The organism is Aliiroseovarius sp. B-4 (assembly GCF_056857795.1).
The window spans coordinates 587,160-609,427 of record NZ_JBSXNV010000041.1 but is presented as its reverse complement, the minus strand read 5'-3'; the positions used below and the strand labels follow the sequence as shown (position 1 = coordinate 609,427).

The following is a 22,268-nucleotide window of genomic DNA, read 5'->3' as shown; positions in this document are numbered from 1 at the left end:
TGGACGATATCGACCGGGTGACGAGCTGCTGGCATTCCTCGAAGCGCTCTGAATTATGCCGACACACCGCGCCGGTCTTCTCGCAGCACTTAAGGGTGTGAGGATCGGCGCGGCATAATCCGAACATCGGCATTATGGGCGTTATGCCGACATCGGCATAAGGCCCATTGGACCGGAAGCGAAAAGCGGCTGGAGCGGATAAAGAAGTTTGCGAACCGCGAAGCCTATGCCTTCGAAGAGCTGGTGGCGGAAATCGGAGCCTGTTTTCTTGGTGCCCAGATTGGCGTCGCGCCGTTATTCGATCAAAGCGCCGCCTATGTTGAAGGGTGGTTGAAAGCGCTCAAAGAGGACAAGCGGGCGATTTTTTGTGCGGCATCTGAAGCGCAGAAAGCTGCCGACTTTGCTTTGCAAGCAGCAGGTCAAAGCAAGGAGGTGGCAGCATGACTCCCGACTATCACAGCGATGATTTCGCGACCGCGCGACTGGAAGACACGGTCAGCCTGCGAAGCGCTGCCCGCGAGGCGCGCGCCACGCTCTACGCGGTGTTGAATCGGCTGGAGCTGAACGATCTGGACGGCGAGGAGCAGCCCTATATCGACGATTGTCTTGGGGCTCTCGCAATCCTTGAGGAGGCGTTGCGATGACCTTGGAAGAGATCAAAACAGCAGTGGACGCGGGCAACCGCGTTCACTGGGTCAACAGCGGGTATGTGGTGGCGCGTGATGGCCTCGGGCAGTACCTCATCACCTTCACGTGGAATGGGTCAGCTATTGGTTTGACCAGTCGGGATGGCACCCGCTTGAGCGGCAATCCTGACGAATTTTTCATCGGTGAAGCGCCGAGGTTTGCCATGAAGTATTCTGACATCAGGCAAGCGGCCCGAGAGGGCCGCGCCAGCGTGCATCTGCATGGGTTCTGTAATCTGCCCGATGGCGGGCAGGAGTATTGCGATGATCTGGCACTGATCGATGGCTGGGCGATTTATGTCCGAGTGGAGACCCCGGACGACCCGCAACAGCCCTTTGATTTGCACGAGCTGCCCGATCATCAAACCTATACCAGCGCCGAAGGCGCAGCCCGCGAAATAGCGCTGCAATTGCTTGGCGATGCTGAGGCGTGGAACCACGATTAGTGGTGCCATGCCTTGCGCATGGGGCCGGGCTTTGCCCGACGGTCGCAGCCGATGGCTGCTCCAAACGGAATACAGGAAGTTGATGCAATATTATAATATTGATTCAATTATGGCGAAGTGCCATAACAGGGCTGCCTGTATGATGCTGGCAAGAAATAGGGGTGATTACTTCACATGGGCCGACCGCGCGCGCCACGGCACAAGCGACTGACGCAGAACCAGCGTTTTGCCATCGTTCGCAAGCGTGCTGAGGGGGTGCCGATCGAGGATCTGGCCCGCGAATTCGGCGTCACTACCCGCACCATCTTCTACACGTTGAAGGGCGATCAAAGCCGCAAGCTTGATGCGCGCGTGCGTTCAGAACTGGTGAATGTCCGGCTAACGCCTAAGGAGCTTGCGGGCTTCGATACGGTGCTGACGCGGCATGATATTGCCAACCGCGCCGAAGGGCTGCGTCGGCTGATCCATGCCTCAAACGACCTCTTCGTTCCTGACGACGAACTGGCCAATCAGATGCAGGGGCTATCGGCCTCGCTCAATCGCACCGGCAACAATATCAACCAGATCGCGCAGCGCCTGAACGAGGCAAAGCGCCAGGGTAAAACGCCGCCCTATGGCAATTCTGCTCATGGCCAAGTCCGCGCCCTAGCCGGGTTGATCTTCGACATCGCGGACCAGGTTCAAGACATGGCGCAGCGACGCCGAAGTGCGCTGTCTGGCGAGGTTGCCCGCGTTCTGGGAGGCTTTGCCGATGGCCCGGAATAGCGCCGTTGCCGCCGCGCAAGAGGCCTTCTTCGATCGCGACTGGAGCCGCATTCGCGGCAGCGTCCCGCGCGCCCGTGCCAAGCAAATGGCCCGCGCGGCCATGGGCCATTCACCCGCGATCTTCAAAGCCATTCGCGACGGCGGCACGCACAACAAAACTCAGCTGCGTAACCAGCTGGAATACCTGACCACCAAGTCGAGTTTTATCATCGACAGCCGTGGCACCTATGACGGCCAAAGCGTCCTGTCAGCAAAAGAGATCGAACAGGTCACGCGCCGGTTTTCTGCGCAGTGGAATGAGGGGTTTCATCCCAAGCTGGGGCATACCTCGCATCTCTTGATGGCTTTCCCGATTGGCACGCGCGGCGAGGATGTCGCCGACATTACGCGCGAGATTTGCGAGAGGTTCTTTCAGGGCGAAGGCAGCCACTTCGACTACATCGCGGCCGTGCATGAGGATCGGGATCACCCGCATGCCCATATAGTCCTGAACCGGCGCAGCAAAGACGGTGAATTCTTCTTCCTAAAGGAAGGGCACCACTTCAACTACGACAGTTTTCGCGAGGCGATGGTGGAGGTGTCCGACCGCTATGGGCTGCGCCTTGAGGCGACCCGAAAGCTTGAGCGTGGGGTCACGACGAAGAGCATCAGCGATGTAGAGCAACGTCGCGCGGAAGCCACAGGGCAGAAGCTGATCGAGCGCGAGCGCGAGCGCGTGGGACCAGAGCTTGACCGCGCGCTGGCCGAAGTCGCCCAGAACGCGCGGCTCTATCGCGGACTGGCTGCCGAGGCCTCGCGTGAGAACCAGCATGACATTGCAGCAGCGTTGGACAAAGCCGCGACGCTTTTGGCGCAGGGCAAACCGATTGAAGCAGATGGAAAGGTATATGGCATGGTCGAAGAACAACATTCGTTTGATGAGGTCGTGGATGCCTTTCACGACAAGATCAACCAAGCTGAACGCATTGTAGCTGACGCCCCGGTGGAGCGGCGTGCGGCGCTGGAGCACGAGCTGAACGACATCTATCGTTCACTGTCGCATCTGAGCCCAATGGGAACGCAGTCCCACACCTTGCTCGAAGATGCGTCCAAAAGCGGGATCTATTCGGCCGCGAACATTCAGGCCGAGGTCCAAGGTGCCTTACAGGATCCAGCGCTTGCCGAACGTCTTGAGCAGGCTTTGAAAGGCACCGGCATTGATGCGCAGGATGTGACGCGTCGCGTCGAAATCGGTGCAGGCAATGCCGCGCTGGAGCGGCAATGGCTTGGTCAAGATTTGAAGGCGATTGCCGACAAGGAAGGCTTTGACCTGTCGCGCGCCGATGAGCTCGAAAAAGCGATCGACCGTCTCGACCAGGTGCACAGTGATCTGGGCCGTTTGTTGGCAGATGGTGAGGTTCTCAAAGACAGTGGGGCGGTGGAAGTCGACCGGCAGGAAGCCATAGTCGACAGGTTGCCGCCGACCACCGCTGATATCCAGAGCCGAATGTGGGACGACCCAACCGCAGATCCATTCCGCAGCGATCTGGAGCGCGAGACATTACGTGCCGAGCTGGAGGAACTGGTCGGCGAGGAGCATACTCCCGACTTGGCAATCGGCGATGAGACCACGCTGGAGGAACATATCGAAGACCGCCTGGACCGGCTCTATGCGGCCAAGGCCTATCTCCAAAGCGACGCCGCACTGGCCAACAGTGTGGCGATGGAGCATGTCCTCGACGAAATCGCCAACGAAGAACTAGACCTCCAACGCGAGCGGCACGTCGATACCGACGGCGAAAAGGGAGTGACGCATGGGTAAGGCGCGGATCGCACTTGGCGTCATGAGCTTTGCTCTTCTCGGCGCGGCATTGGGCTATGTCCTGGCGTCGGCCTTTCTGACGTTCCGCTGGTTCGGGGTCGGGGCGGAAATCGATTTTCTGATGCTGGCGCGTGGGTATGGAGGGCTTCGTACGACCCATCCGAGCGATATGCAGATCGTGCACTTGATTGTCGGAATCAGCACCGGTGCCGGTGTCTTGCTCAGTGCTGTGTTGATGAACGACGCGCTGACCAAGTTCGGTGAAACCCACTGGCAACACATGTCCGAGATGAAGCGGAACGGCTTTTTCGGCAAGCCTGGCCATGGGTTTGTTCTTGGCAAAATGGGCAGGCCGAAGAGTCGGAAGCCGTTTGTTATGTCCAAGGTTTTTCCCCATGCCTTGATCGTGGCCCCGACCGGGCGCGGTAAGACCACGGGTTTCGTCATCCCGAACCTTCTGACCTACCAGGGCAGTGCGGTGGTTCTGGACGTGAAGGGCGAGAACTTCGAGGCGACGGCGCGGCACAGGGCTGCGCAGGGCGATAAGGTGTTCCGTTTCGCGCCCACAGATTGGAAGGACGGCCGCTCGCACCGCTACAATCCTTTGCTGCGGATCTCGGTGCTGGAAAACGTCGACCGCCAGCAGATGGAGCTGCAACTCCTGGCTTCGCTGTTTCTGCAAGCAGATAACGACCGCGTCCAAGGGCTCCTCGATGGCGGTATCGACCTATTCGTGGCGGCAGGGCTTTTGGCGTTCGAGCGAAAGCGGCCGACTCTGGGCGAGATCTACCGCATCACCGCATCTGGCGGGGACAAGCAGAAGGAGTATCGCCGCCGCGCCGATGAAGTGGTCAATCCAGCCGCCAAGCTGATCTTCATGCGCATGGCCTCGACCAACAACGATACGCTTACGTCCTACCTGTCGCTCTTGATGACGTCCGGCCTCAAACAGTGGTCCAATCCCGCCATCGACCGAGCAACCGCGACCTCAGACTTCGATTTCCGCGACATCCGAAAGACGCCGTATTCGGTTTACCTCGTGGTTGAACCGCTGATGGTGAAACCGCTCGCGCCACTGATCCGCCTGTTCTTTTCGGACTTACTCGCATCGTTGCAAGACCGTGAACCTGGTAAGGACGAGCCCTGGCCGGTGATGATCATGCTCGATGAGTTCAACCGCTTGGGCAAAATGCCGATCGTGCTCGACAGCATTGAAACCTTGCGATCTTACCGGGCCAATCTCGCGATCGTCACACAGACGATCCCAGCACTAGATGAAATCTATGGCGAAAATGCCCGCCGCGCTTTGCAGGGCAACGCGGGTATCAAGCTCTATCTGACCCCCTCAGATGAAAAGACCATCGAAGAGCTCAGCAAAGCCGTCGGCAAGACCACCAAGCGAGTCGTGACCCGCTCGCGCTCGGTCGGCCGCAACCCATTCGCCGGGCGCAGCATGTCTGAGCGGACGGAAGAAACGGCTTTGTTACCTGAGGATGAGGCGCGGCGCATGGATCTGGATGACATCGTCTTGGTCGTCGACGCGCAAATGCCTGTCCGCGCCAAGCGGATCAAATACTATGAGGATCGCTTCTTTAAACAGATATTCGACAAGCAGACCGGCGATCAGCCATATCCCTCAGCGGGGGACCAGATGCGCGGCCTGCAAGGGCAGATCAAGGCTCTAGAGGCGAAGATTGGGTCGCTTGAGATGCCTGGAGTGGTTTCAGACGACGGCTCTAAAGGCGGAGGAAAGCGCCGAGAAGAGATCGATGATTTGGCTAGCGCAGAGCGGGGGGTGACGCCCGGCGATCAGCCCGGTTTGGGAGAGTATCGGGAAGGCACTGAACGTGTGGAAAGATTTATGGAAGAGGCGGCTGAAAGATGAATGACGCATTGCGGGGAACCATCGTGCTGCCGTGCTGAACGGCAACTGAAAACCGTGCTAGCAAGTTCAAACCACGAAAGTGGGCATTGCGGTTAACGGAGTCGGTCAACAATTTGGCTACGTTCCGGCCGCTTACAGCAGTACGAAAGGGAGAGTCCGGAACTTGCTCTGGGCAAGCTACCACCTTCATAATGCAAAAAGCTTGCTCTATTTTGGGTTGTTTTCTCGATGTGAATTCAAGACTCTGAGGCGGACCAAGAGATTTAGAGAAAGAATCAATAAATTTGACAGTACCTGATCATATCGCATGGCTACATAATACCGGCGAAACTGTTGCGACGGTAGACGGCCGCGAAGTTGAAATCTGGGTTTTACAGCACGCCGATAACCCATCGATCCTCTCGAATTGGGCCACCCACTACCGAAACCACTACTGCCGCGATGAAGATCTGCCTGATCTGGTCGCGGATACGGGACTATCGAACGCCGACTTTCTGACCTGCATTAAGTTTCCAGACACGGCAGCGGCCCCTGGACCCAGTACGCGCGCGGGTGACTTCGGTGAAATCCTGGTGGCGGATTTTGTCGAATACGTCCTGGGGTACTGGTGCCCTCGGCAAGGTCGATTTGAGGATCGCGAAAACCGTAACGTGCCTTCCAACGGCACAGATGTGATCGGGTTCAGCTTTATGGAAGACGAGCCAAGTCCCGACGACGAATTGCTGGTTATTGAGTCGAAAGCCGGATTTCGGCCAACGGCAATCAATCGCCTACAACAGGCGATCAATGATTCCAGCAAGGACCTTGTCCGTGAAGCGATGTCATTGAGCGCCATCAAACAGAGACTACTCAAGATTAACCGCTATGATGCCTTGAAGGTTGGGCGTTTTCAGAACCAGGCTGACAAGCCGTTCAAGCGAACCAATGCCGCAGTTGCTGTGCTTGACAATGAGATATTCAACGATATGGCGCTTGACGAGTCAGACGCATCGGAACACCCGAACGGGGACAATCTCCGGCTTATTGTCATTCGAGGAACATCGATGATGGACCTCGTACACGCACTTTATACGAGGGCTGCAAATGAGGCCTGAGCGGGAATCGCGACTAATCCTTGCCGCCGTTCAAGCGCGCGCGAAAATGTATGAGTTTCGTGCAGCCGAAGAGGATCATGTCCCGTTCAGGCGAGCGCCAGAGACCCTCTTCCCATTGGCTGTTGGTATTCTGCATGACGCAGCAGGCGCTATCGCCGATCGATTTGTCGATCGGTCAGAAGGTCCTGTCATCCCCTCCGCTTGGGAAGAGGATGATGGTTCGATTGCGCAGATGATCCGGTTCTCGGCCTCGTTCTTTGACGCGTATTTAGAGTCGCAGCTGAATGCCGAACTCACAACCGAGTTCTCGACGCTCTGTGGGGCATCCTATTACCTAGCAGACAGTGTTGGAAGTGCGGTGGTTGTCGCCCAAAGGTCCGAAGCACCCTCTTTAGAACTAGGGCATGGCCTTTCACGGGTGGCCTGGCATATCCTTCGGGGTGACGTCGGTCCCGTCGAGGGGGAAGCTAAACATGCCGAATTCGGCAATCGTCTGCTTACCGCTTTGACTCGGCACTTCAGCCTTGAAATAGACGCCCAAGAGGAAATTCGCTCTTTGTGTGCTGAATTGCGGGTAAGTGTTTATGACAACGGATCGGCCCGTGAAGTCGTTTACGCGGATATCGTAACGGCACTCTGTGCTCGCAAGCTAGAGAATGCAGCTCGCACGATTCTGCCACCATCATCGGGCTTGCCGCATGATTTGTGGGCCCAAGCTTTACGTAAGCCGCGCTTCCCCAAAGAGCTATGGCCAGCTCAGAGAAGGATTGCGGAGGCTGGCCTACTAGAAGGAAACTCTGGCGTCGTGCAGATGCCGACAAGTGCGGGCAAAACGCGCGCGACCGAGTTGATCATCAGGTCGGTTTTTTTATCGGGGCGCTCGAACTTGGCTGTGATAGTCGCCCCGTTTCGTTCGCTATGTAACGATATTCGTTCCGATATGGTGGGGGCGTTTGTGGGAGAGGACGTCGCTATCGACGAAGTCTCAGACTCATTTTTACTCGATGTTGATCTCGCAGGAGTTCTTGCGCAGCGATCGGTTATGATCGTGACACCAGAAAAGATGCTCTACATGCTAAGGCGTGCGCCTGAACTTGCGGAGAGAATCGGCCTCGTCATCTATGATGAGGGCCACCAGTTCGAAGGCTTCGCACGCGGTCCGACCTACGAGCTGCTGCTTTCATCGTTGCGGATGACTTTGCAACGGGAGGCGCAGGTGGTCCTGATCTCCGCCGTCATTGGCAATGCACCGGTTATAGCCGAATGGCTTGTCGACGACGCCAATGCGGTGATCAGCGGTGAGGGTCTACTACCGACCACCAAAAGCATCGCCTTTGCAAGTTGGCAATTCGAGCGCGGGCTTTTGCAATACGTGAGTCCAGACGATCCTGAACAGCAAGAGTTTTTTGTCCCTCGCGTCGTGACACAGACCAATCTTGCCCTAAAGCCTCGTGAGCGCGTAGCACGCGTTTTCCCGAAACGGGGCGGTACTGGCGAGAGTGCGGAAGTCGGATTGTATTTGGGGCTGCACTTGGTCGAGCGCGGCAGTGTGGCACTGTTTTGCGGAACCAAGGAATCCGTCATTTCACTTTGTGGACGGGCAGCGGATATATTTGATCGCCGAGTCGCACTATCGCGCCCGCTTGATGTTTCCGACGCGGCCGAGATCGCGCGTCTCTCGCACCTCGCAAAACTAAACCTCGGCGCGGACCAAGATGTGACCCAAGCGTCAGAATTGGGGATTCTTGCTCATCACGGTAACACTCCGCAGGGACTGCGTCTCTCAGTCGAACATGCCATGAAGGAAGGGCACGCAAAATTTGTCATTTGCACCTCGACGCTGGCGCAAGGTGTCAATTTCCCAATTCGGTACCTTATCGTCTCGGCAACCCAGCAGGGCAAAGAAAAGATAAAGGTGCGCGACTTCCACAACCTTATGGGCAGAGCCGGACGGGCCGGAATGCACACCGAGGGTAGTGTAATTTTTTCGGCACCATCTATTTACGATCAGCGGGGCAATATCGATGGGCGCTGGCGTTGGAATTCCACCAAGAATCTCCTGGATTCAACACGTGCCGAGCCATCGCGCAGCAGCATCCTGAACTTGTTCGATGATTATGAACAGACCGCCAGGCTCCAGCTCACTTTTCAAGTGGGTTGGCTGGACCTTGCCTTTGCAACGCATGCCGACATCGACGCTGCAGTAACCTCGATCAAACGGAGATTTGATTGGGTCGACATTGATAGATTCAAAACTTTCGTCGCCGATCGCGCACGCGCCATTCAGCGCATCGCCGCCTATCTAGCGGCTTACGTGGATTTTTCGAGCGACCAAGCAGGCGAACGGATCGACGAACTAACCCGCAACACTTTGGCATGGCACTTGGCTGACGAAGCCACGCGCGAAAACCTTCTCGAAGTTTTCCACATGACTGGGAGAGCTATCAGGGAAGCTGGTGACGATGCGCTACGCGCTTTGATCAGAAAATCTCCACTTCCACCTGCAGACATTTTTGCTCTACGTGATTGGACAAACGCTAACATTCAAACGCTTGTGGATGCGGCAGAACGTGGTGAACTTGTCGATGCAGTCTTTGCGGAGGTCCGTCAATACGTCACCTCCAAAGCCCTGACCAAGCTCACTGACCAAAACCAAATCCTGCCCACATTGAAGGCATGGATGGCTGGTGAGTCATTTGACACTATTGGGCAGGCGCTGCGTGCTGCCAATGTTCGGACTAGCAATCGGCATATTACAGCAAACCATGTAGTAGCCATCTGCGAAGGCGGTTTTGGGTTCGATCTCGCAATGGTCGTGGCATCGATTGCCGACCTCGTTGAACCTCGAGATCCAGCCCTCCACGAACAGCTGTTGTTGCTTCAGCGGCAGATAAAGAATGGACTGAGCAACACAACAGCGCTCGCCTTTTATGAAGCTGGTTTCAAGGATCGCGTGGTTGCTCAGGCACTGGCAACCTCATTTGGCGGCATTAACGATCGCCATGGTGTCCGGCGTGTTTGCAGCGCTCAGCAAGACGAGCTGAATGCGGTTCTCGACGCTTTCCCAGCATATTTCCAAAGTGTTGTGGAAGAACTGCGGCGTTGAGTTGGGCACGTCAAGCAGAACCGCTGGTTTCGTACTTGCGGCAGTTGAAATGCTGCTCCCCCCTCGAATGACGCGGAAGGGCTTCGTACGGGCTTTTGCGCTTGAAAAATGGAGGTCGTTAAGGGGCGATAGCACTTGAAACCCATCTTGTGACAACGTATTTCTGGCTTGAGCTGCCGCCCCAGCCTCCCCCCTCCGACGGGAAAGTATTCAGCATGCAGGGTTTGAAATAGAGCTTTTTCTGTTCGAGCGCGCACATAAGGAGGGATTGTGTATTTTTGCTCGCAATAGGAGAAACTCAAATGAACCTATCTGCACCGATCAATGAACTTAAACGCAAGGCAAAGCTGTTGCGCCGCTCTGAGGATATCCCACTCAATCAAGCGTATGCGCGTATCGCCAACGAAGAAGGCTATGCGAGCTGGGGGCTCTTAAGCCGCGACTATGAAGCGCAGAAGCCAAAGCCGAATGCGCGACCTCGGACAGGCTATCAGATCACTTCGCTGCCAGTCGATGACGGCTACCGTAGAGAAGCGATAGAGCTGGCCAACAGCACATTTGAAATGGTGATAAGTCGGATTGAGCCCGATAACCCAGTGGAAACGCGGCGGCTCTGGGATGCGGTAGAGTACATCGATCATCACCATTTAAGCGCTGATATGCTTCCAATTGATAGTGAATACGCCCTGTCTTTGATCGAGGCGTTTTTGGTCCATCACGTAATCGATCTCGCCGTGCAAGCAGATCGAAACGCGGAAGCTTAAGCTAGACCAACCTTTGGCTGGGGGTGAATGCACCCCCAGCCAAAGACAGCTTTTGGCAAATCTGCAATGCAGAGCCTGCTCATGCTATGAATGGTGGAAACGGCCGACTTCACTCTAAGCGCTTGGCCCGTTCAGCGACCCTCTGAACCAGTGAAACGGTCGCAGAGCTAGCCTGGCGCATCCCAGCCCCGGCGATTTCCGCATTTGACCTTGTTCCAAACCGTGCCCGCGCCCGTGACCCCTTGGTGCCAATCAAGCCCTTCGCGAACCCGCTAGGTCCAGGTATGCTCGGCGGTCCGGCCATCATGAAGTTGCCGGAGATTGAGCGCACAATCAGCGGGGTGGCGATGATCATGCCGCCTGCGAGAAACATCATCATAAAGAAGGGCACCAGCGCGCCGATGTTGCTTGCGCCGGAGGGATCTCCGAGTTCGGTCATCAGCGAACGTGACATGCCGACGACCGTCGAAAATACCCCGGCGATCACGAGGGGGTAGAGCGCGTAGGACACCGTGCTGGACAGCCAGCGGTGGAAATAGTCTTTGCTGACGTCGAACAAAGACAGCGCGATCATGATTGGGGCGATGCCGATCATGAACGCCAGCATGATCTTGGCGAAGATCAGAACCAGGCCACAAAGCGCGCCGATGACGCCCAATAGGAATGCGCCGATCGCGCCGATCAGGGCTCCGGCCATCCAATGCATGTTGTCACCGGCCGCGTTCAGGTAGTCGCCAAATTCTTCGATGAGATCGTCGAAGGCCTCGGCAAAGTAGGATGCACCTGCACCGCCACCGCCGAGCCCTGCCACCATGCCGCCCGCGAGTTGGTCGAGCCCGTTGATGAGGGCGCTGGCCACCGCGTTGAATTGGACCCAGTTCATCGCAAAGAGGGAGATCAACATGAGCTTGAGGGCGAACCAGAACGCGGTTCGCCCATCCATGGATTTGTACTGAAACACCATGTTGAGAAACACGCCGATCACAGCCAGCGTCGAGGCAATGGAAATGACGCCGCCAAGCTGACCGGCGACGTTGCCAAATGTGGTTTGGGCCGCGTCGTCCAGAAAGTTGTCGGTTGTCTCTACCATCCAGGTGACAACGCCCATGGGATCCTCCTCGGTTGGGCTTAGGTGCTGTCACCAGTGCGACGTTTCAGGAAGGCCTTCAGGATATGCTCGCCGTCGAAGTCTGGCACGACTGAGACCAGTTCCCAGCCATCCTGGCCAAGAGCCGTCAGCTGCGCTTCGATCTTTGGCGGCTTTGTATTGGCGGTGTTAATCTGTTCAATCTTGTATTCAAACATGGGCTGTTTCCTTTGGATGGGCCGGATCAATCGGCAGGTAGAATTCGGTGATGCCGCGCGCGCCTTCATGGCGACCGGCCTGGATGATCACATCGATCGAGCGGGTGATATAGTCGTTCATGTCCTGGTAGGTCATAGGCACGTCGGTCTTCAGGGCAGCGATGGCGAGGCGCTGTACCGCCAGCTGAGGGGTTTCAGCGTGGAGCGTGGTGAGAGAGCCGCCATGCCCGGTGTTGATGGCCTCAAGGAAGGTCATCGCCTCTTTGCCGCGTACTTCGCCTAGGACGATGCGGTCCGGCCGCATGCGAAGGGTGGAAGTCAGCAGGACGTCAGCGCTGCGCGTGGCTTCGTCGCGGTCAGACATCAGCGTGACGACATTGGGCTGCGTCGGACGCAGCTCCGCGGCCTCTTCGATCGTGATGATACGCTCGTCGGCGGGCACGAAGGAGAGGATCTTGCGCGCTGTGACGGTCTTGCCGGTCGAGGTCCCGCCGGACACGATCATGTTGAGCTTGTGCGTGATGCAGAACTTGATCGCGGCGTCGATATCGCCGGTGGCCACGACATCGCGCAGCTCGGCATTGCGCTTGCGCCTAGCACCCTCGTTGCTGCGCTCTTTTCCGAACAGGTAAGACAGCTTGATCTGTTCTAACGGAAGGTCCGCGAAGAACCGCAGGGAAATCGCGTATCCACCATCAACGGCCGGAGGCTGGATGACTTGCGCGCGGATTGGGCGGTCGCGGTAGGTGATGCTGACCGATACGATGGGCTTGGTCCGGCTGAGCGTGGTGTTTGCGGCCGAAGCAATCTGATTGCCCAAATCTTTGATCTCGTTCGGTGACAGCCGTCGATTGACGGACCGCATGAAGTGATCACCCTGAAACTCGGCCCACAGCGTGCCGTCGGGGTTGATGCAGAGCTCTATCAGCTTTGGGTCGCGCGCTTCGGGGATCTTGTCCATCGAGCTTTGCAGGTAGCTGGCCGCCATGATCAGAAGATCTCCAGATCGCGGTCGACCATCACGGTGACGCGGGCACCTTGATCGACATAGATCACGGGCGAGACGGAGAGATATTCGCCAATAACGCTTTGAGCGCTGTCTTGCAGGTCTTGGCCAATGCCTTCCAGAACATCAGAAGTGATCTCATCTTCGGTGTTTTGGGCAGCCACCGCGGGCAAGGCTCCGATCAGTGATATCAGAGCAGCGGACCCGAACCGTGTGCCGAAGCGGCTGTCGACGAAACCGGTTGTGCCGGACCGCCCCAGTTCATCACCACCGAAGGCGCTGATTTCGACGGTCTGGTTACTGGGCAGAATGATCCGGTCCCAGGCGATGGTCACGCGTTGTTGCGCAATATCTAGGCCGGATTGATACCGCCCGATCAACCGCGCCCCGCGTGGGATCAAGACCCGCGTGCCGTCATAGGCGTGGACATCTTCAGACACCATTGCTCGGACCTGACCGGCAAGCGAGCTGTCTATCGCTGTCTCGAGCACGGCCTGGATCATCGTGCCCTGAACAACCGTGTTTGACGGGTTCACGATCACCTGGGCCTGGGTCATCTCAGCGGGTTCAGCGCCGTTGCGGACAAAGTCTGTGTCGCCATCAAGCCGCCGTTGCTGCGCGGCGGTTTCATTGTTGCCGTTACCCGAGCCGCCAAAGGCGATGATTGGGCTGGCGATGCGGGCTTGGAGTTCGTCAAGTTCGGCTTGCCGCCGCCGTTCCAGCTCCTGAAGGCGCAGTTCCTCGGCCGTGGGGCCGGTTGGTGCGGGCGTGCGCGGGGCTTCCAGGCGTGCAAGCTCCAGATCGTTCTGCAGACGCTGGATTTGCCGTGCGCGTTCTTCCAGTTCTTCGCGCAAGGCGGCTTGCGTTGCTGCTGCCTCGCTGCGCAGGGCGTCGATCTCTGCGCCCAAGGTATCCAATGCCTCGAGGTCGACGGTTGGGGCTTCAGGCGCAGGTGCTTTGCGCAGGGCTTCGAGTTCGGACCGCATAGCGTCCATTTGCGCGCGCAGCTCTTCTGTCTCGCTTTCTGGTTCTGACTCCGCTGGAGGTAGCGATGTGTCTATCGGTGCAGGAGTTGGCTCAAGGTCTCCAAACCCCGGACCGGCCGCTTGGAATTCATCTGGGGAGGCGGTTTCCAGGCTGTCGGGGTCAGAGCCGCCAGAGAACAACAGCAAGAAACCGCCAAGAGCCGCGATTGCCCCAATCCCTAGGGTGATGGCGACAAAAGATGGCCGCGCCTTTCGGTTTTGTGGTTTTCCTTCAAGTGCTTCGAGGCGTTTCTTAAGCTCAGCTGTTTCACTCATCGGGATTTGCCTCGCTCATCTCTAGGACGCAGATCTCGTCATCGCCGAGCCTGAGAACCCATCGAGTGCTGACACCTGACACGCGGATCACGCCATCTGGCCGCGCGAGCGCATTCACGCTGCGCTCATTGCCACCGGACCATCGAAAGATCGCGGGCAATGGGGCATTCGCGGCAAAGCGGAAATAGGTGAAGGTGCCATCGTCCCAAATCTCGCGCGGGGTGATCTCGGATCGCGCGCTGACGCCGTAGGCGTGGTTTGCTGGCGCAGTGGCAGCCATACGCGATTGCCGAGGGGCCGCTTCGGGATAGGTGAAGCGAATGACGTAGAAGGTCGGCGAACTCGCCTCGGTCACGTTGAAATAGTAGCTACGCCGGTTGGTGTAGACGGTGATATTGGTGTGCGCGCCGCGTGTAACGGGCTTGATCGCAAAGGCCTGACCACCGGGCACTCCGTCCAACAGGAAGCCTTCGGTGTCGCCAGCAATGATCGAGCGGATGGTCTCGCCCTGGCCAAATTCAATGCTGGTCACGTGGGTCAGACTGGTTCTGATGCGGTAGACCTGCCCGTCCTGATAGGTGGCCAGCCGGACGCGGGCATCAAAGGGGCCTTGGCGCGGCTGTGTTTCTGCATAGGCGATGCCAGCAGACGGAACGAGGACGGCGAGGATCAAGAACAGGCGGCGCATTGGTTACTCCAAACGATCCGAGCGGATCGCGTATTCGGTGACGGTGAAGCCAAAGGGGTTCTGCCAGACATCGTCGATCGACCGGCTATTCTCGGGCCGAAATTCAAACATCAGGGTAGCGGTGAAGAGTCCGTTTTGAGAGCCGCGCGGTGAGTTGAGCCGCTTGCGCAGGCGCACCTGGGCACGATTGGCGCTGATATGAGTGATCGACAGAACCTCGACCTCAAGCCGGGCATCTGTGCCGTAGCTGTCGGGCGGATAGGCCTCGTGGCCGCTGGTCCAAAGCGCGCGCAGCCCTGCGGCGGCCGCGCCGTCCGACTGGTCCAGGACCCGCCGCACGCGCACATCATTGTCGAGCTGATTGTAGGTCTCTCGATCAATCACATAGCGGTAGACCTGTGCCTCGATGATAGCGGGGCGTTCCGTGAGTGAGACCGCTTCAACCATGGCATTGGGGAGGGCCATGCCGGTTTCGCTATCAAAGGGCACGATCATGGGCGGCGGGTCCACGTCGAACAGGGCCACGAGGGCGGCGGCGAGGCAACCTGCCATGCCAAACCCCATGCCTGTCAGCCCCAGTTTCTGCCACATGAGCTCGCGTCGTCGTGCGCCGTAGACGAGCTCTTCTTCGATGATTTCTGCCTCGCTGTTCATGGGGTCAGTCCGCGCGCAGGTCTGGCAGGGTGAAATCCATATAGCGGCGCTCTTCGGCCAGCGTCGCGGCATCGACCACTCCGGATTGGCCCGCGCCGACTGTTTGAATGGCTTCGAGCTCCCACATGCGTGTCATGGCGATGGCCAGCTCGGCCGTGACGCGGGTGTTGTGATCGACGGCTTCCTTGAGCGTTTCCATGTCGGGGATCAATGAAACCAGCTGCTCGACCCGTTCCAGCGATTGCGCGGCCTCGTCATAACTGTTCTCTGCCGCCGCCGACATCACCGCCCCGGTGCCCGCCTGGCTGGCAATGCGCTCAGCCCCCGGATTGCCGCTGCTGGCCATGTCAGAGAGGGTATCTTGGTCAAAACCTGCGTCCTCGAGGGCTTGCGTCATGCGGCCTTCCATCTGAGGGGCCGCGTTGCCGATCAGGCCGCGAAAATCGCCGCTTTGGATTTGCCGGATGGTGCCAAGGAGATCGCCGAATTCCTGATCGAGTAGGCCGTCGAGATCACCACCCATAGCCATCTCGATGATATCCGTCGCGCCGGTCAAGGCGGCGTAAGTCTCATTGAGCGTGTCGAGTTGCTGCTGCACCAGGTCGAGCTGTTTGAGAAGCGTGTCGAGTTGGTCGGTCTGGATCCCGAAATCCTCCAGCATTTGCTGCAGCTGGCGAATTTCCTGGGCGATGTTGCGTGTGTCGACAGTCGGAACACCTTGGGCAGATACGGGTGACGCAACCAACAGCGCGCAAGTGGCAACGGTAGAAAGAAAGCGGATCATCGGAATGCCTCCAGATCGAATTGCATGAAGTCTTGTTCGCGGGCCTGTGCGGCCGCCATGGCCAGCTCGGCCGAGCTAAGCGGGCGGGTATGGGCGGCCTTCAGGCGCGTACGGATTGCGATCAGGCGGGCGAGTTCGGCCCGCGCGTAGGTGTTGAGCGACATGGCCGCGTGAATGTCGTCGGTTTCGCCGATGCGGGTGATGATGTCCTGCACGCGCAGCGCGGCCGCTTGCACCGAGACCAATGAGTAGTCGCCATAGACCCCCGCCCCAAAAGAGGTCAGGCTCATCGTGGAGTTGGCAAGCAAGACGGGATCAATCGTGCCAAGCGCATCGACGCCGCCGACGCGGGCAAGGTAGAGATTGTAGCGTTCGGGGATGACCTGAACGTAGTGCTGGGTCTCAGCGAAAGGGGGCACGCCGCGGTAGCGCTGCACGTTGCCGGGACCGGCATTGTAGGCAGCTAGCCCGCGAATGATGTTGCCATCAAACATGGCCAGCATCTGCGCCAGATAGCGCGCGCCGCCGGTGACCTGGATGTAGGGGTTTTCATAATAGGCTGGGTAAATCCCGAGATCCTGCGCCGTACCGGGCATGATCTGGGTCAGGCCGAATGCACCAACAGGTGAGCGCGCGCCGATGGTGAAGCGGCTTTCTTGCCAGATCAACGCCTGCAACAGACAGCGCCACTGCTTGGGCGATAGGCCCGCCGCGTGCACGCCAGACATGTGGTGCGTTTCTTGAGCGGCGCGAATGATCAGCTCTTCAATCGATCCCGAGGCATCGCCGAACATCTGGGCTGCACCGGGATTCGGGTCCACCGGGCCATAAAGAGTTTCAACGGCGCTCTCTGGCGATGAACCAGCTTCCAAGCTTGCGACCAGCGCGCCTGAATTGCCGCTGGCAAGCGTTGCGGCATCAAGGATATCATCCAGCGCTTGGAGTTGTTCTTGCTCGAGCTCTTCAAGCTCTTCCTCTTTGGTCAGCCGATCCCGCTGCAGCGCCAGATCTTGTTCGCCTTGTTGCAGCACGCGCTCGCGCTGCAAGAACATGCCCGCATCAAATGTGGGCACGCCTTGGGCAAAGGCCAATGACGCGGCGAAACAGAACAGACCCGCAAAGATATGCAGGCGATGCTTACTCACCGAGACCACCAATCGGCCCGAGCAGCTCGAAGTTGCAATTACTGCGGCTGACCTCGGCAAAGGAGTTGAAGCATTCGGCCTCTGACGGCCGGTATTCCGCGCAGGCTGTCAGGGTCAAAAGGGTGAGAGTCATTACGCACAATCTACGCATCAATCTGTCTCCAAAATTCGGGGTTCTGGCGATAATCAGCGCCCACCAGTGCTTCGCCTTTTTCCATGCCGCCAAGGATCGTGAGGTAGGGGCCAAGGGCGCTCAGATCGGCATCGATAACAACAGAGCCTTGATCATCGCGCACCAGCGCCAGACGAGAGTTGCTTCCCGTTCCGAGCAAAACGCTGAGCTCTTTTTCGGTAAGGCCGAGCATGGTGTAATCGCTGGCCGAGGCGCGGATGTTCGGAAGCAAGAGCTGTGTCGGCACGGCCTCGACAATCGTCTTGCCAGTGCGGGTTTTCTCGAGCTGGCTTGCGTATTGGGTCATCATCACGACGACGGCATTCTGTTTCCGCGCCGTGACCAGCCAGTTGCTCAGCCTGTCGGCAAAATACGGGTTATCCAGCGCCTTCCAGGCTTCATCGATGATGATCAGCGTCGGCTTGCGATCCTCGATCACGCGCTCCACCCGCCGAAACAGGTAGGAGAGGACAGCCATGCGTTCCTTCTCGCTTTCGCTGTCGAGAATGCCGGTCAGGTCGAACCCCACGACATCACCATCGAGCGAGAAGGTATCCTCAGAGCTTTGCCCGAAGATCCAGCCATAGCGGCCATCTTCAGTCCATTCCTGGATCCGCTCGAACAGATCCCCTTCGTCAGCTCCCGCTACAAAGAGCGACGCCAAATCCTGCCAGTTACGAAGGGCGGCATCGCTCGCCCCGGCGTTCTGGCGCACTACCTCTTGAATGCGGTTGATTTGGACCGGGCTCAGGGGCTTGTCGGTGCGATGCAAAAGCGTGGCCAGCCAATCGGAGAGCCATGCTTGCCCGCGCCCATCAATTTCCGTGCGTAGCGGGTTGAGACCTGTGGCTTCACCGGCCTTGATGGCGCTGTAGCGCCCACCATTGGCCCGAACCGCCATTTCCATGCCCGCGCGATAGTCGAAGACAAAGACGCGCGCGTCGCAGCGCCGAGCTTGGGTCATGAGGAATGCAGACAACACCGACTTGCCAGAGCCTGGGCGGCCGAGGATCAAGGTGTGCCCGCCGGTCGGTTCTTTGTCCGGCTGACCCGTCTCATGGTAGTTGAACAGGAAGCCCGAGCGTTCAGGCGTCGGGAAGAGGGTGATCGGCTTGCCCCAAGGCACTCTATCGCCCTGCTTGCCCAGTTGACCGCGATGTAGCGCCGCGAGATCAGCAAAGTTGGTGTTTGTGATGGCGGCCTTGCGGCTGCGCATCTGCCCATTGCCCGGATGCTGCGCGAAATAATGAGTTCGGGAAGCAAAGCTCTCATTCACCAGATTAACGCCTTCACTGGCCGCGATGTTGCGCACCTCGGCCGCTATGGTTTCCAGCCTTTCCTCGGTCTCGGCGAAAACCGTGACGGTCATGTGATGATCGCCAAAGCTCAGCCGCTTGGATTCAAGATCGTCGAGCGCGTCGACGAGTTCCTCTGCAAGGGAAATCGCGCCGTCATCGCTGGCCTTCATCAGGCGCTGTTGGCGCTTGATCCGACTGGCCATGATGTTGCTGTTAATAGGCGTGAAGGAATGGGTGACGATCATGTCGACGGGAAGGTTCAGCTCATCAAACATGGTGCAGTTGGTTTTGGCCGGATAGGTCTTGATCGCAAAGGTGGTGCCAAAACGCTTGCCCGCCGTCCCGTCGTCGAGCGCAAAGCCTCGCCCCTGAAACGTAACACGCGCGTTGGCCACATCCTCGGCAATGATGCCGATGCGGGATTTTGCGAAGAGCGGTCGCTCCTGGCCAATATTGAGTGCCCCGAGGAAACCCAGCAGTTCGCCGCTCTCAGCCCCAAGCAGGCGTGGGTTCATATCGGCAAAAGATGAGAGCAGAAACCCGACGACTTCCTCGAGCTTGCGCAGCTGCTTGGCCGTCTGGTCTTTCAGCTGTGCGATTGAGCCTGAGCGCTTCAAGCGCAGCCGAGCGCCGAGGGGAGGACGTTTGAGCACTGTGAGCGTGAGCGTTTTGTCCCGCAGGCCCGCCCGTACCATGGCCGCTTGCCAACGGGTGTCCAGGGCTTGGGCAAACCCATCCTCAGGCACCGGGGGTAAAGTAGTTTCAATCGCTTTTGAGACCTTGTGCACGTAGAAACTGTACTCTGGTCCGATCTGCGCGATGATCGCAGCAAAGAGCGCGCGGATCTTTTCCAAATGCGCGTCATCGCTGGTCATGCTGTTGACGCCATCAAGACGAATGCATTGGAACAGGGCATTGCCGCGCGTGCGGATCGTCACGTCATTCACGAGACTGACATAGGGTAGCATGCTGGCCACCGTGCGCTCTTTGCGCGCCCAGTCCGGCATCATGGCAAGGTCATCCGAAGGGTCATGGAGCATAGCTGTCCCCCGAATGGATCTTGCGGTTCGAGGTGGGCGGCGTTTCCTGCAGCGCAGTGACCATAACCTCAAGAAAGGCCGGATCCCAATCCGCTGCTTTCCACAGCGCAGGATAGGCCAGAGCGGCGATGATGATCACCGGCCAGCTCTGAACCCGCAAAAAAAGCAACACAAACCCGAAGAGCCAGACCATCGCATACATGATCGGCAGCCCAATGAGCTTTGGCGGCCGGATCAGGCCCAGGAAGAGGCGGGTTTGGGTTGCCATGTCGGACTTACGCGCCCCAGATCGCGGTCACGATGGTCGGTGCAGCTGCGATGCCTGCAATCGCAACAAGCACCCAAAGGGCTTGGCGGAAATCCAGAATGCCGAAGAGCCAGGAGAGGAACACACCAATCAGAGCCAAGGTGCCAATGACAATACCCAAGGGGCCGGTGATCGTATCGACGATGCCCTGCAAAAGGTTCTGCACCGGCGAAAGGTCGATGCTCTGCGCAAAGGCCGGGTTGGCAATCATCAAGCTGGCCAGAGCCAGCGACAGGATCGTGCGAATTTGTATGTGCATCAGGAGGCTCCAGTCAGTCGATCACGCACGGCCATGACACGGCGCACGTGATTTTGGGTTTCTCGGTAAGGAGGAATGCCGCCATAACGCGCGACCGCGTCAGGCCCCGCGTTATATGCAGCGAGTGCGAGTTCGGGCGTGCCGAACTGCGCCAACATCATCAGAAGGTAGCGTGCAGAGCCGTCGAGGTTGGCCTGCCAGTCATGCGGATCCACATCGAGCTGCGCGGCCGTCGCGGGCATCAACTGCCCGAGGCCAATCGCGCCTGCGGAACTGCGTGCATTCGAGCGATAGGCGCTTTCGATCTCGATATTGGCTTGGAAGAGTGCCTGCCACTCGGTCACCGACAGACCGGCGCGGCGCAAAGCCGGGTGCCCGCCATAGCGATGCGCCGTGCTTTCAAGAGCTGCGAGGATTTCAGGTCGGGGAACTGCGCGGGCGGGTGCAGGAGGGGGATCTACAGGCTCTGGCGCTGCAAAAACGATCAGCTCTGGTGGGTTTGCACCAATCCCGTCGACATAGTTTTGAGCAAAACCTGGTTGGGGTGCTTTGGTCTCCAGCTGGCCATCGGCCCGCATGGAAAGCACGAAGCCTTCAGAATAGGCGGGTGCAGCAAGTAATGCTGCGAGGACGGCAAGTGGCTTAGCCCGCGTCGTCCAGCTTGTGTGAGGCGATCTTGCCTTCAAGCATCGGGATCGAGACGATCGAAACACCAAGGCCCGCAAGGAAGCTGGATAAGCCGTTGATCGTCTTGAACTCTCGGGCTGCCATGTTGTTGCGCGCAGTGACGAGCAGGCGACGCGTCTCGCCATCTGGCGAGACGCAATGCACGGTCCAAACCCCGGACCACTGAGCACCTGTACGTTTGGGCGTAACCCGGCACACAACATCCGCCGAATGATCCTCGGCAAGCAGCGTGCGCAGCCCATCTTCACTGACAACATTTGGGGCGTCTTGCATCAAATTCATAGGATCGAGCCTTGCAGAATTGTGCATTGGCCCGGCAGTCCCTCATGGACTACCGAACCGATACAATATTATAATCATGCAATCAATAGGTGCATTTTGAGTTTTTGCGCCATTCATGCGTTGAAACGAATTTACTGCAACGGAGTGGCTGAGCCAAGATAATATGGCGCTTTTGAAACAAACATTGGCGGTTATGATCGTTCTGAGCTGGAGTTCTGCCTCGATCGCGGGCAGTTGTCTGCCGCCTGTGCCGCCCTGGATGCCGACCAATGCACATGACGTGCAGGCCTATGCAGATCTGTTGCAGCGTAATGCGGAGACGTATTTTACCGATGTCGAGCGGTACTTCCGTTGCCTGGATCAGGAGCGACGGGAGGTTTTTGAGCAGGTTAGGGACTTCACCGAAGACTACGCGCGCGTTTTGGAGCTTCTGGACGGCGTGAGGAAATGACACCGGTCCTCGAGTAGGGAAAGCTGGCGCTCAACAAAGCTGCGGCGAAGGTCTCCCATGCGGGGTAAAGTGTGAATTCGCCGCGCCAGCCTCAACAACCGCTTTCTGAGTATTGCGACCGCAGCGAAAAACACCAAGGGCGGAAAGCAGACTTTCGCTGCGCTGACCCTTAACGTCTGCACTGCGTATCATGCGGAATTCTCAAAGTCCGCTCAAAATGGTGTTCTCTGAAATCTCCGACTAACGCCTTTCAAGCGGAAGGCCAACGGTAACGCAGGCATGTTCCCCGATTACCTTCTATTTCACATAGTACGCGGAATCGGCTTGAAAAAAACCTGTTTC

General features: G+C 58.0%; 23 protein-coding genes. 10 read left to right on the top strand and 13 right to left on the bottom strand.

Annotated features, from left to right (window positions below; translation table 11 throughout):
• Positions 1-114: 114 nt before the first annotated feature.
• The 9 genes from AC13C8_RS18380 to AC13C8_RS18340 all read left to right on the top strand — a co-directional run bounded on the left by AC13C8_RS18380 (position 115) and on the right by AC13C8_RS18340 (position 10,547).
• Positions 115-444: a zincin-like metallopeptidase domain-containing protein gene (locus AC13C8_RS18380; protein ID WP_482848648.1), complete on the top strand. Its 330-nt coding sequence runs from the start codon at positions 115-117 to the stop codon at positions 442-444.
• Positions 441-644 carry a hypothetical protein gene (locus tag AC13C8_RS18375; RefSeq protein WP_014880597.1) on the top strand — a complete coding sequence of 68 codons (204 nt, stop codon included), beginning with the start codon at positions 441-443 and terminating at the stop codon, positions 642-644. Before AC13C8_RS18380 ends, AC13C8_RS18375 begins: the two co-directional genes overlap by 4 nt.
• Complete coding sequence (locus tag AC13C8_RS18370) at positions 641-1,132, top strand: hypothetical protein (RefSeq protein ID WP_482848635.1); 492 nt, start codon at positions 641-643, stop codon at positions 1,130-1,132. Before AC13C8_RS18375 ends, AC13C8_RS18370 begins: the two co-directional genes overlap by 4 nt.
• A gap of 174 nt (positions 1,133-1,306) precedes the next feature.
• Positions 1,307-1,897 carry a hypothetical protein gene (locus tag AC13C8_RS18365; RefSeq protein ID WP_482848634.1) on the top strand — a complete coding sequence of 197 codons (591 nt, stop codon included), beginning with the start codon at positions 1,307-1,309 and terminating at the stop codon, positions 1,895-1,897.
• A complete protein-coding gene (locus AC13C8_RS18360) occupies positions 1,884-3,698 on the top strand; it encodes a relaxase/mobilization nuclease domain-containing protein (protein ID WP_482848633.1) in 1,815 nt (604 codons plus the stop codon). The genes AC13C8_RS18365 and AC13C8_RS18360 overlap by 14 nt, the downstream gene beginning before the upstream one ends.
• Positions 3,691-5,583, top strand: coding sequence for a type IV secretory system conjugative DNA transfer family protein (locus AC13C8_RS18355; RefSeq protein ID WP_482848632.1), 1,893 nt, complete (start codon positions 3,691-3,693; stop codon positions 5,581-5,583). The genes AC13C8_RS18360 and AC13C8_RS18355 overlap by 8 nt, the downstream gene beginning before the upstream one ends.
• A 284-nt stretch (positions 5,584-5,867) precedes the next feature.
• Positions 5,868-6,677 (top strand): DUF1837 domain-containing protein, encoded by an 810-nt coding sequence (locus AC13C8_RS18350; protein WP_215264008.1) that lies wholly within the window; start codon positions 5,868-5,870, stop codon positions 6,675-6,677.
• 46 nt (positions 6,678-6,723) lie between these two features.
• A complete protein-coding gene (locus AC13C8_RS18345; RefSeq protein ID WP_482848631.1) occupies positions 6,724-9,783 on the top strand; it encodes a DEAD/DEAH box helicase in 3,060 nt (1,019 codons plus the stop codon).
• A gap of 302 nt (positions 9,784-10,085) precedes the next feature.
• Positions 10,086-10,547 carry a hypothetical protein gene (locus AC13C8_RS18340; protein WP_482848630.1) on the top strand — a complete coding sequence of 154 codons (462 nt, stop codon included), beginning with the start codon at positions 10,086-10,088 and terminating at the stop codon, positions 10,545-10,547.
• Between the two features lie 109 nt (positions 10,548-10,656).
• Here the strand turns inward: AC13C8_RS18340 and AC13C8_RS18335 are convergent, their stop codons facing one another.
• The 13 genes from AC13C8_RS18335 to AC13C8_RS18275 form a co-directional block, all read right to left on the bottom strand.
• The gene (locus AC13C8_RS18335; protein ID WP_482848629.1) at positions 10,657-11,655 is read right to left on the bottom strand and encodes a TrbL/VirB6 family protein; all 999 of its coding nucleotides are present in this window, start codon (positions 11,653-11,655) and stop codon (positions 10,657-10,659) included.
• Positions 11,656-11,675: 20 nt separating this feature from the next.
• A complete protein-coding gene (locus AC13C8_RS18330) occupies positions 11,676-11,852 on the bottom strand; it encodes a DUF4177 domain-containing protein (RefSeq protein ID WP_482848628.1) in 177 nt (58 codons plus the stop codon).
• The gene (locus AC13C8_RS18325) at positions 11,845-12,840 is read right to left on the bottom strand and encodes an ATPase, T2SS/T4P/T4SS family (protein WP_482848627.1); all 996 of its coding nucleotides are present in this window, start codon (positions 12,838-12,840) and stop codon (positions 11,845-11,847) included. Before AC13C8_RS18325 ends, AC13C8_RS18330 begins: the two co-directional genes overlap by 8 nt.
• Positions 12,841-12,842: 2 nt before the next feature.
• The gene (locus AC13C8_RS18320; protein WP_482848626.1) at positions 12,843-14,159 is read right to left on the bottom strand and encodes a TraB/TrbI/VirB10 family type IV secretion system protein; all 1,317 of its coding nucleotides are present in this window, start codon (positions 14,157-14,159) and stop codon (positions 12,843-12,845) included.
• On the bottom strand, positions 14,152-14,847 hold the full coding sequence (locus AC13C8_RS18315) for a TrbG/VirB9 family P-type conjugative transfer protein (protein WP_482848625.1): 696 nt from the start codon (positions 14,845-14,847) through the stop codon (positions 14,152-14,154). The genes AC13C8_RS18320 and AC13C8_RS18315 overlap by 8 nt, the downstream gene beginning before the upstream one ends.
• Before the next feature lie 3 nt (positions 14,848-14,850).
• Entirely contained in the window at positions 14,851-15,501 is a 651-nt protein-coding gene (locus AC13C8_RS18310; RefSeq protein WP_215264000.1) for a VirB8 family type IV secretion system protein, read from the bottom strand.
• Between the two features lie 4 nt (positions 15,502-15,505).
• Positions 15,506-16,285: a type IV secretion system protein gene (locus tag AC13C8_RS18305; RefSeq protein WP_348487740.1), complete on the bottom strand. Its 780-nt coding sequence runs from the start codon at positions 16,283-16,285 to the stop codon at positions 15,506-15,508.
• Entirely contained in the window at positions 16,282-17,430 is a 1,149-nt protein-coding gene (locus tag AC13C8_RS18300) for a lytic transglycosylase domain-containing protein (protein ID WP_413900182.1), read from the bottom strand. The genes AC13C8_RS18305 and AC13C8_RS18300 overlap by 4 nt, the downstream gene beginning before the upstream one ends.
• Positions 17,431-17,573: 143 nt before the next feature.
• Entirely contained in the window at positions 17,574-19,940 is a 2,367-nt protein-coding gene (locus AC13C8_RS18295) for a VirB4 family type IV secretion/conjugal transfer ATPase (protein WP_482848624.1), read from the bottom strand.
• The gene (locus AC13C8_RS18290) at positions 19,930-20,208 is read right to left on the bottom strand and encodes a VirB3 family type IV secretion system protein (protein ID WP_482848623.1); all 279 of its coding nucleotides are present in this window, start codon (positions 20,206-20,208) and stop codon (positions 19,930-19,932) included. The genes AC13C8_RS18295 and AC13C8_RS18290 overlap by 11 nt, the downstream gene beginning before the upstream one ends.
• A 7-nt stretch (positions 20,209-20,215) precedes the next feature.
• Complete coding sequence (locus AC13C8_RS18285) at positions 20,216-20,506, bottom strand: TrbC/VirB2 family type IV secretion system protein (RefSeq protein WP_096789457.1); 291 nt, start codon at positions 20,504-20,506, stop codon at positions 20,216-20,218.
• Positions 20,506-21,084 (bottom strand): lytic transglycosylase domain-containing protein, encoded by a 579-nt coding sequence (locus tag AC13C8_RS18280; protein ID WP_482848622.1) that lies wholly within the window; start codon positions 21,082-21,084, stop codon positions 20,506-20,508. The genes AC13C8_RS18285 and AC13C8_RS18280 overlap by 1 nt, the downstream gene beginning before the upstream one ends.
• Positions 21,085-21,148: 64 nt before the next feature.
• Entirely contained in the window at positions 21,149-21,475 is a 327-nt protein-coding gene (locus tag AC13C8_RS18275) for a hypothetical protein (RefSeq protein ID WP_148056135.1), read from the bottom strand.
• 163 nt (positions 21,476-21,638) lie between these two features.
• Here AC13C8_RS18275 and AC13C8_RS18270 point away from each other — a divergent pair, with 163 nt between their 5' ends.
• Complete coding sequence (locus AC13C8_RS18270) at positions 21,639-21,926, top strand: hypothetical protein (RefSeq protein WP_482848621.1); 288 nt, start codon at positions 21,639-21,641, stop codon at positions 21,924-21,926.
• Positions 21,927-22,268 lie beyond the last annotated feature (342 nt).

Bases quoted from the DNA above. Each gene is read 5' to 3' on its own strand.
- AC13C8_RS18375 (WP_014880597.1), top strand. From the start codon at position 441: ATGACTCCCGACTATCACAGCGATGATTTCGCGACCGCGCGACTGGAA.
- AC13C8_RS18370 (WP_482848635.1), top strand. From the start codon at position 641: ATGACCTTGGAAGAGATCAAAACAGCAGTGGACGCGGGCAACCGCGTT.
- AC13C8_RS18365 (WP_482848634.1), top strand. From the start codon at position 1,307: ATGGGCCGACCGCGCGCGCCACGGCACAAGCGACTGACGCAGAACCAG.
- AC13C8_RS18360 (WP_482848633.1), top strand. From the start codon at position 1,884: ATGGCCCGGAATAGCGCCGTTGCCGCCGCGCAAGAGGCCTTCTTCGAT.
- AC13C8_RS18355 (WP_482848632.1), top strand. From the start codon at position 3,691: ATGGGTAAGGCGCGGATCGCACTTGGCGTCATGAGCTTTGCTCTTCTC.
- AC13C8_RS18345 (WP_482848631.1), top strand. From the start codon at position 6,724: ATGTATGAGTTTCGTGCAGCCGAAGAGGATCATGTCCCGTTCAGGCGA.
- AC13C8_RS18340 (WP_482848630.1), top strand. From the start codon at position 10,086: ATGAACCTATCTGCACCGATCAATGAACTTAAACGCAAGGCAAAGCTG.
- AC13C8_RS18335 (WP_482848629.1), bottom strand. From the start codon at position 11,655: ATGGGCGTTGTCACCTGGATGGTAGAGACAACCGACAACTTTCTGGAC.
- AC13C8_RS18330 (WP_482848628.1), bottom strand. From the start codon at position 11,852: ATGTTTGAATACAAGATTGAACAGATTAACACCGCCAATACAAAGCCG.
- AC13C8_RS18325 (WP_482848627.1), bottom strand. From the start codon at position 12,840: ATGGCGGCCAGCTACCTGCAAAGCTCGATGGACAAGATCCCCGAAGCG.
- AC13C8_RS18320 (WP_482848626.1), bottom strand. From the start codon at position 14,159: ATGAGTGAAACAGCTGAGCTTAAGAAACGCCTCGAAGCACTTGAAGGA.
- AC13C8_RS18315 (WP_482848625.1), bottom strand. From the start codon at position 14,847: ATGCGCCGCCTGTTCTTGATCCTCGCCGTCCTCGTTCCGTCTGCTGGC.
- AC13C8_RS18310 (WP_215264000.1), bottom strand. From the start codon at position 15,501: ATGAACAGCGAGGCAGAAATCATCGAAGAAGAGCTCGTCTACGGCGCA.
- AC13C8_RS18305 (WP_348487740.1), bottom strand. From the start codon at position 16,285: ATGATCCGCTTTCTTTCTACCGTTGCCACTTGCGCGCTGTTGGTTGCG.
- AC13C8_RS18295 (WP_482848624.1), bottom strand. From the start codon at position 19,940: ATGCTCCATGACCCTTCGGATGACCTTGCCATGATGCCGGACTGGGCG.
- AC13C8_RS18290 (WP_482848623.1), bottom strand. From the start codon at position 20,208: ATGGCAACCCAAACCCGCCTCTTCCTGGGCCTGATCCGGCCGCCAAAG.
- AC13C8_RS18285 (WP_096789457.1), bottom strand. From the start codon at position 20,506: ATGCACATACAAATTCGCACGATCCTGTCGCTGGCTCTGGCCAGCTTG.
- AC13C8_RS18280 (WP_482848622.1), bottom strand. From the start codon at position 21,084: ATGCGGGCCGATGGCCAGCTGGAGACCAAAGCACCCCAACCAGGTTTT.
- AC13C8_RS18275 (WP_148056135.1), bottom strand. From the start codon at position 21,475: ATGAATTTGATGCAAGACGCCCCAAATGTTGTCAGTGAAGATGGGCTG.
- AC13C8_RS18270 (WP_482848621.1), top strand. From the start codon at position 21,639: ATGGCGCTTTTGAAACAAACATTGGCGGTTATGATCGTTCTGAGCTGG.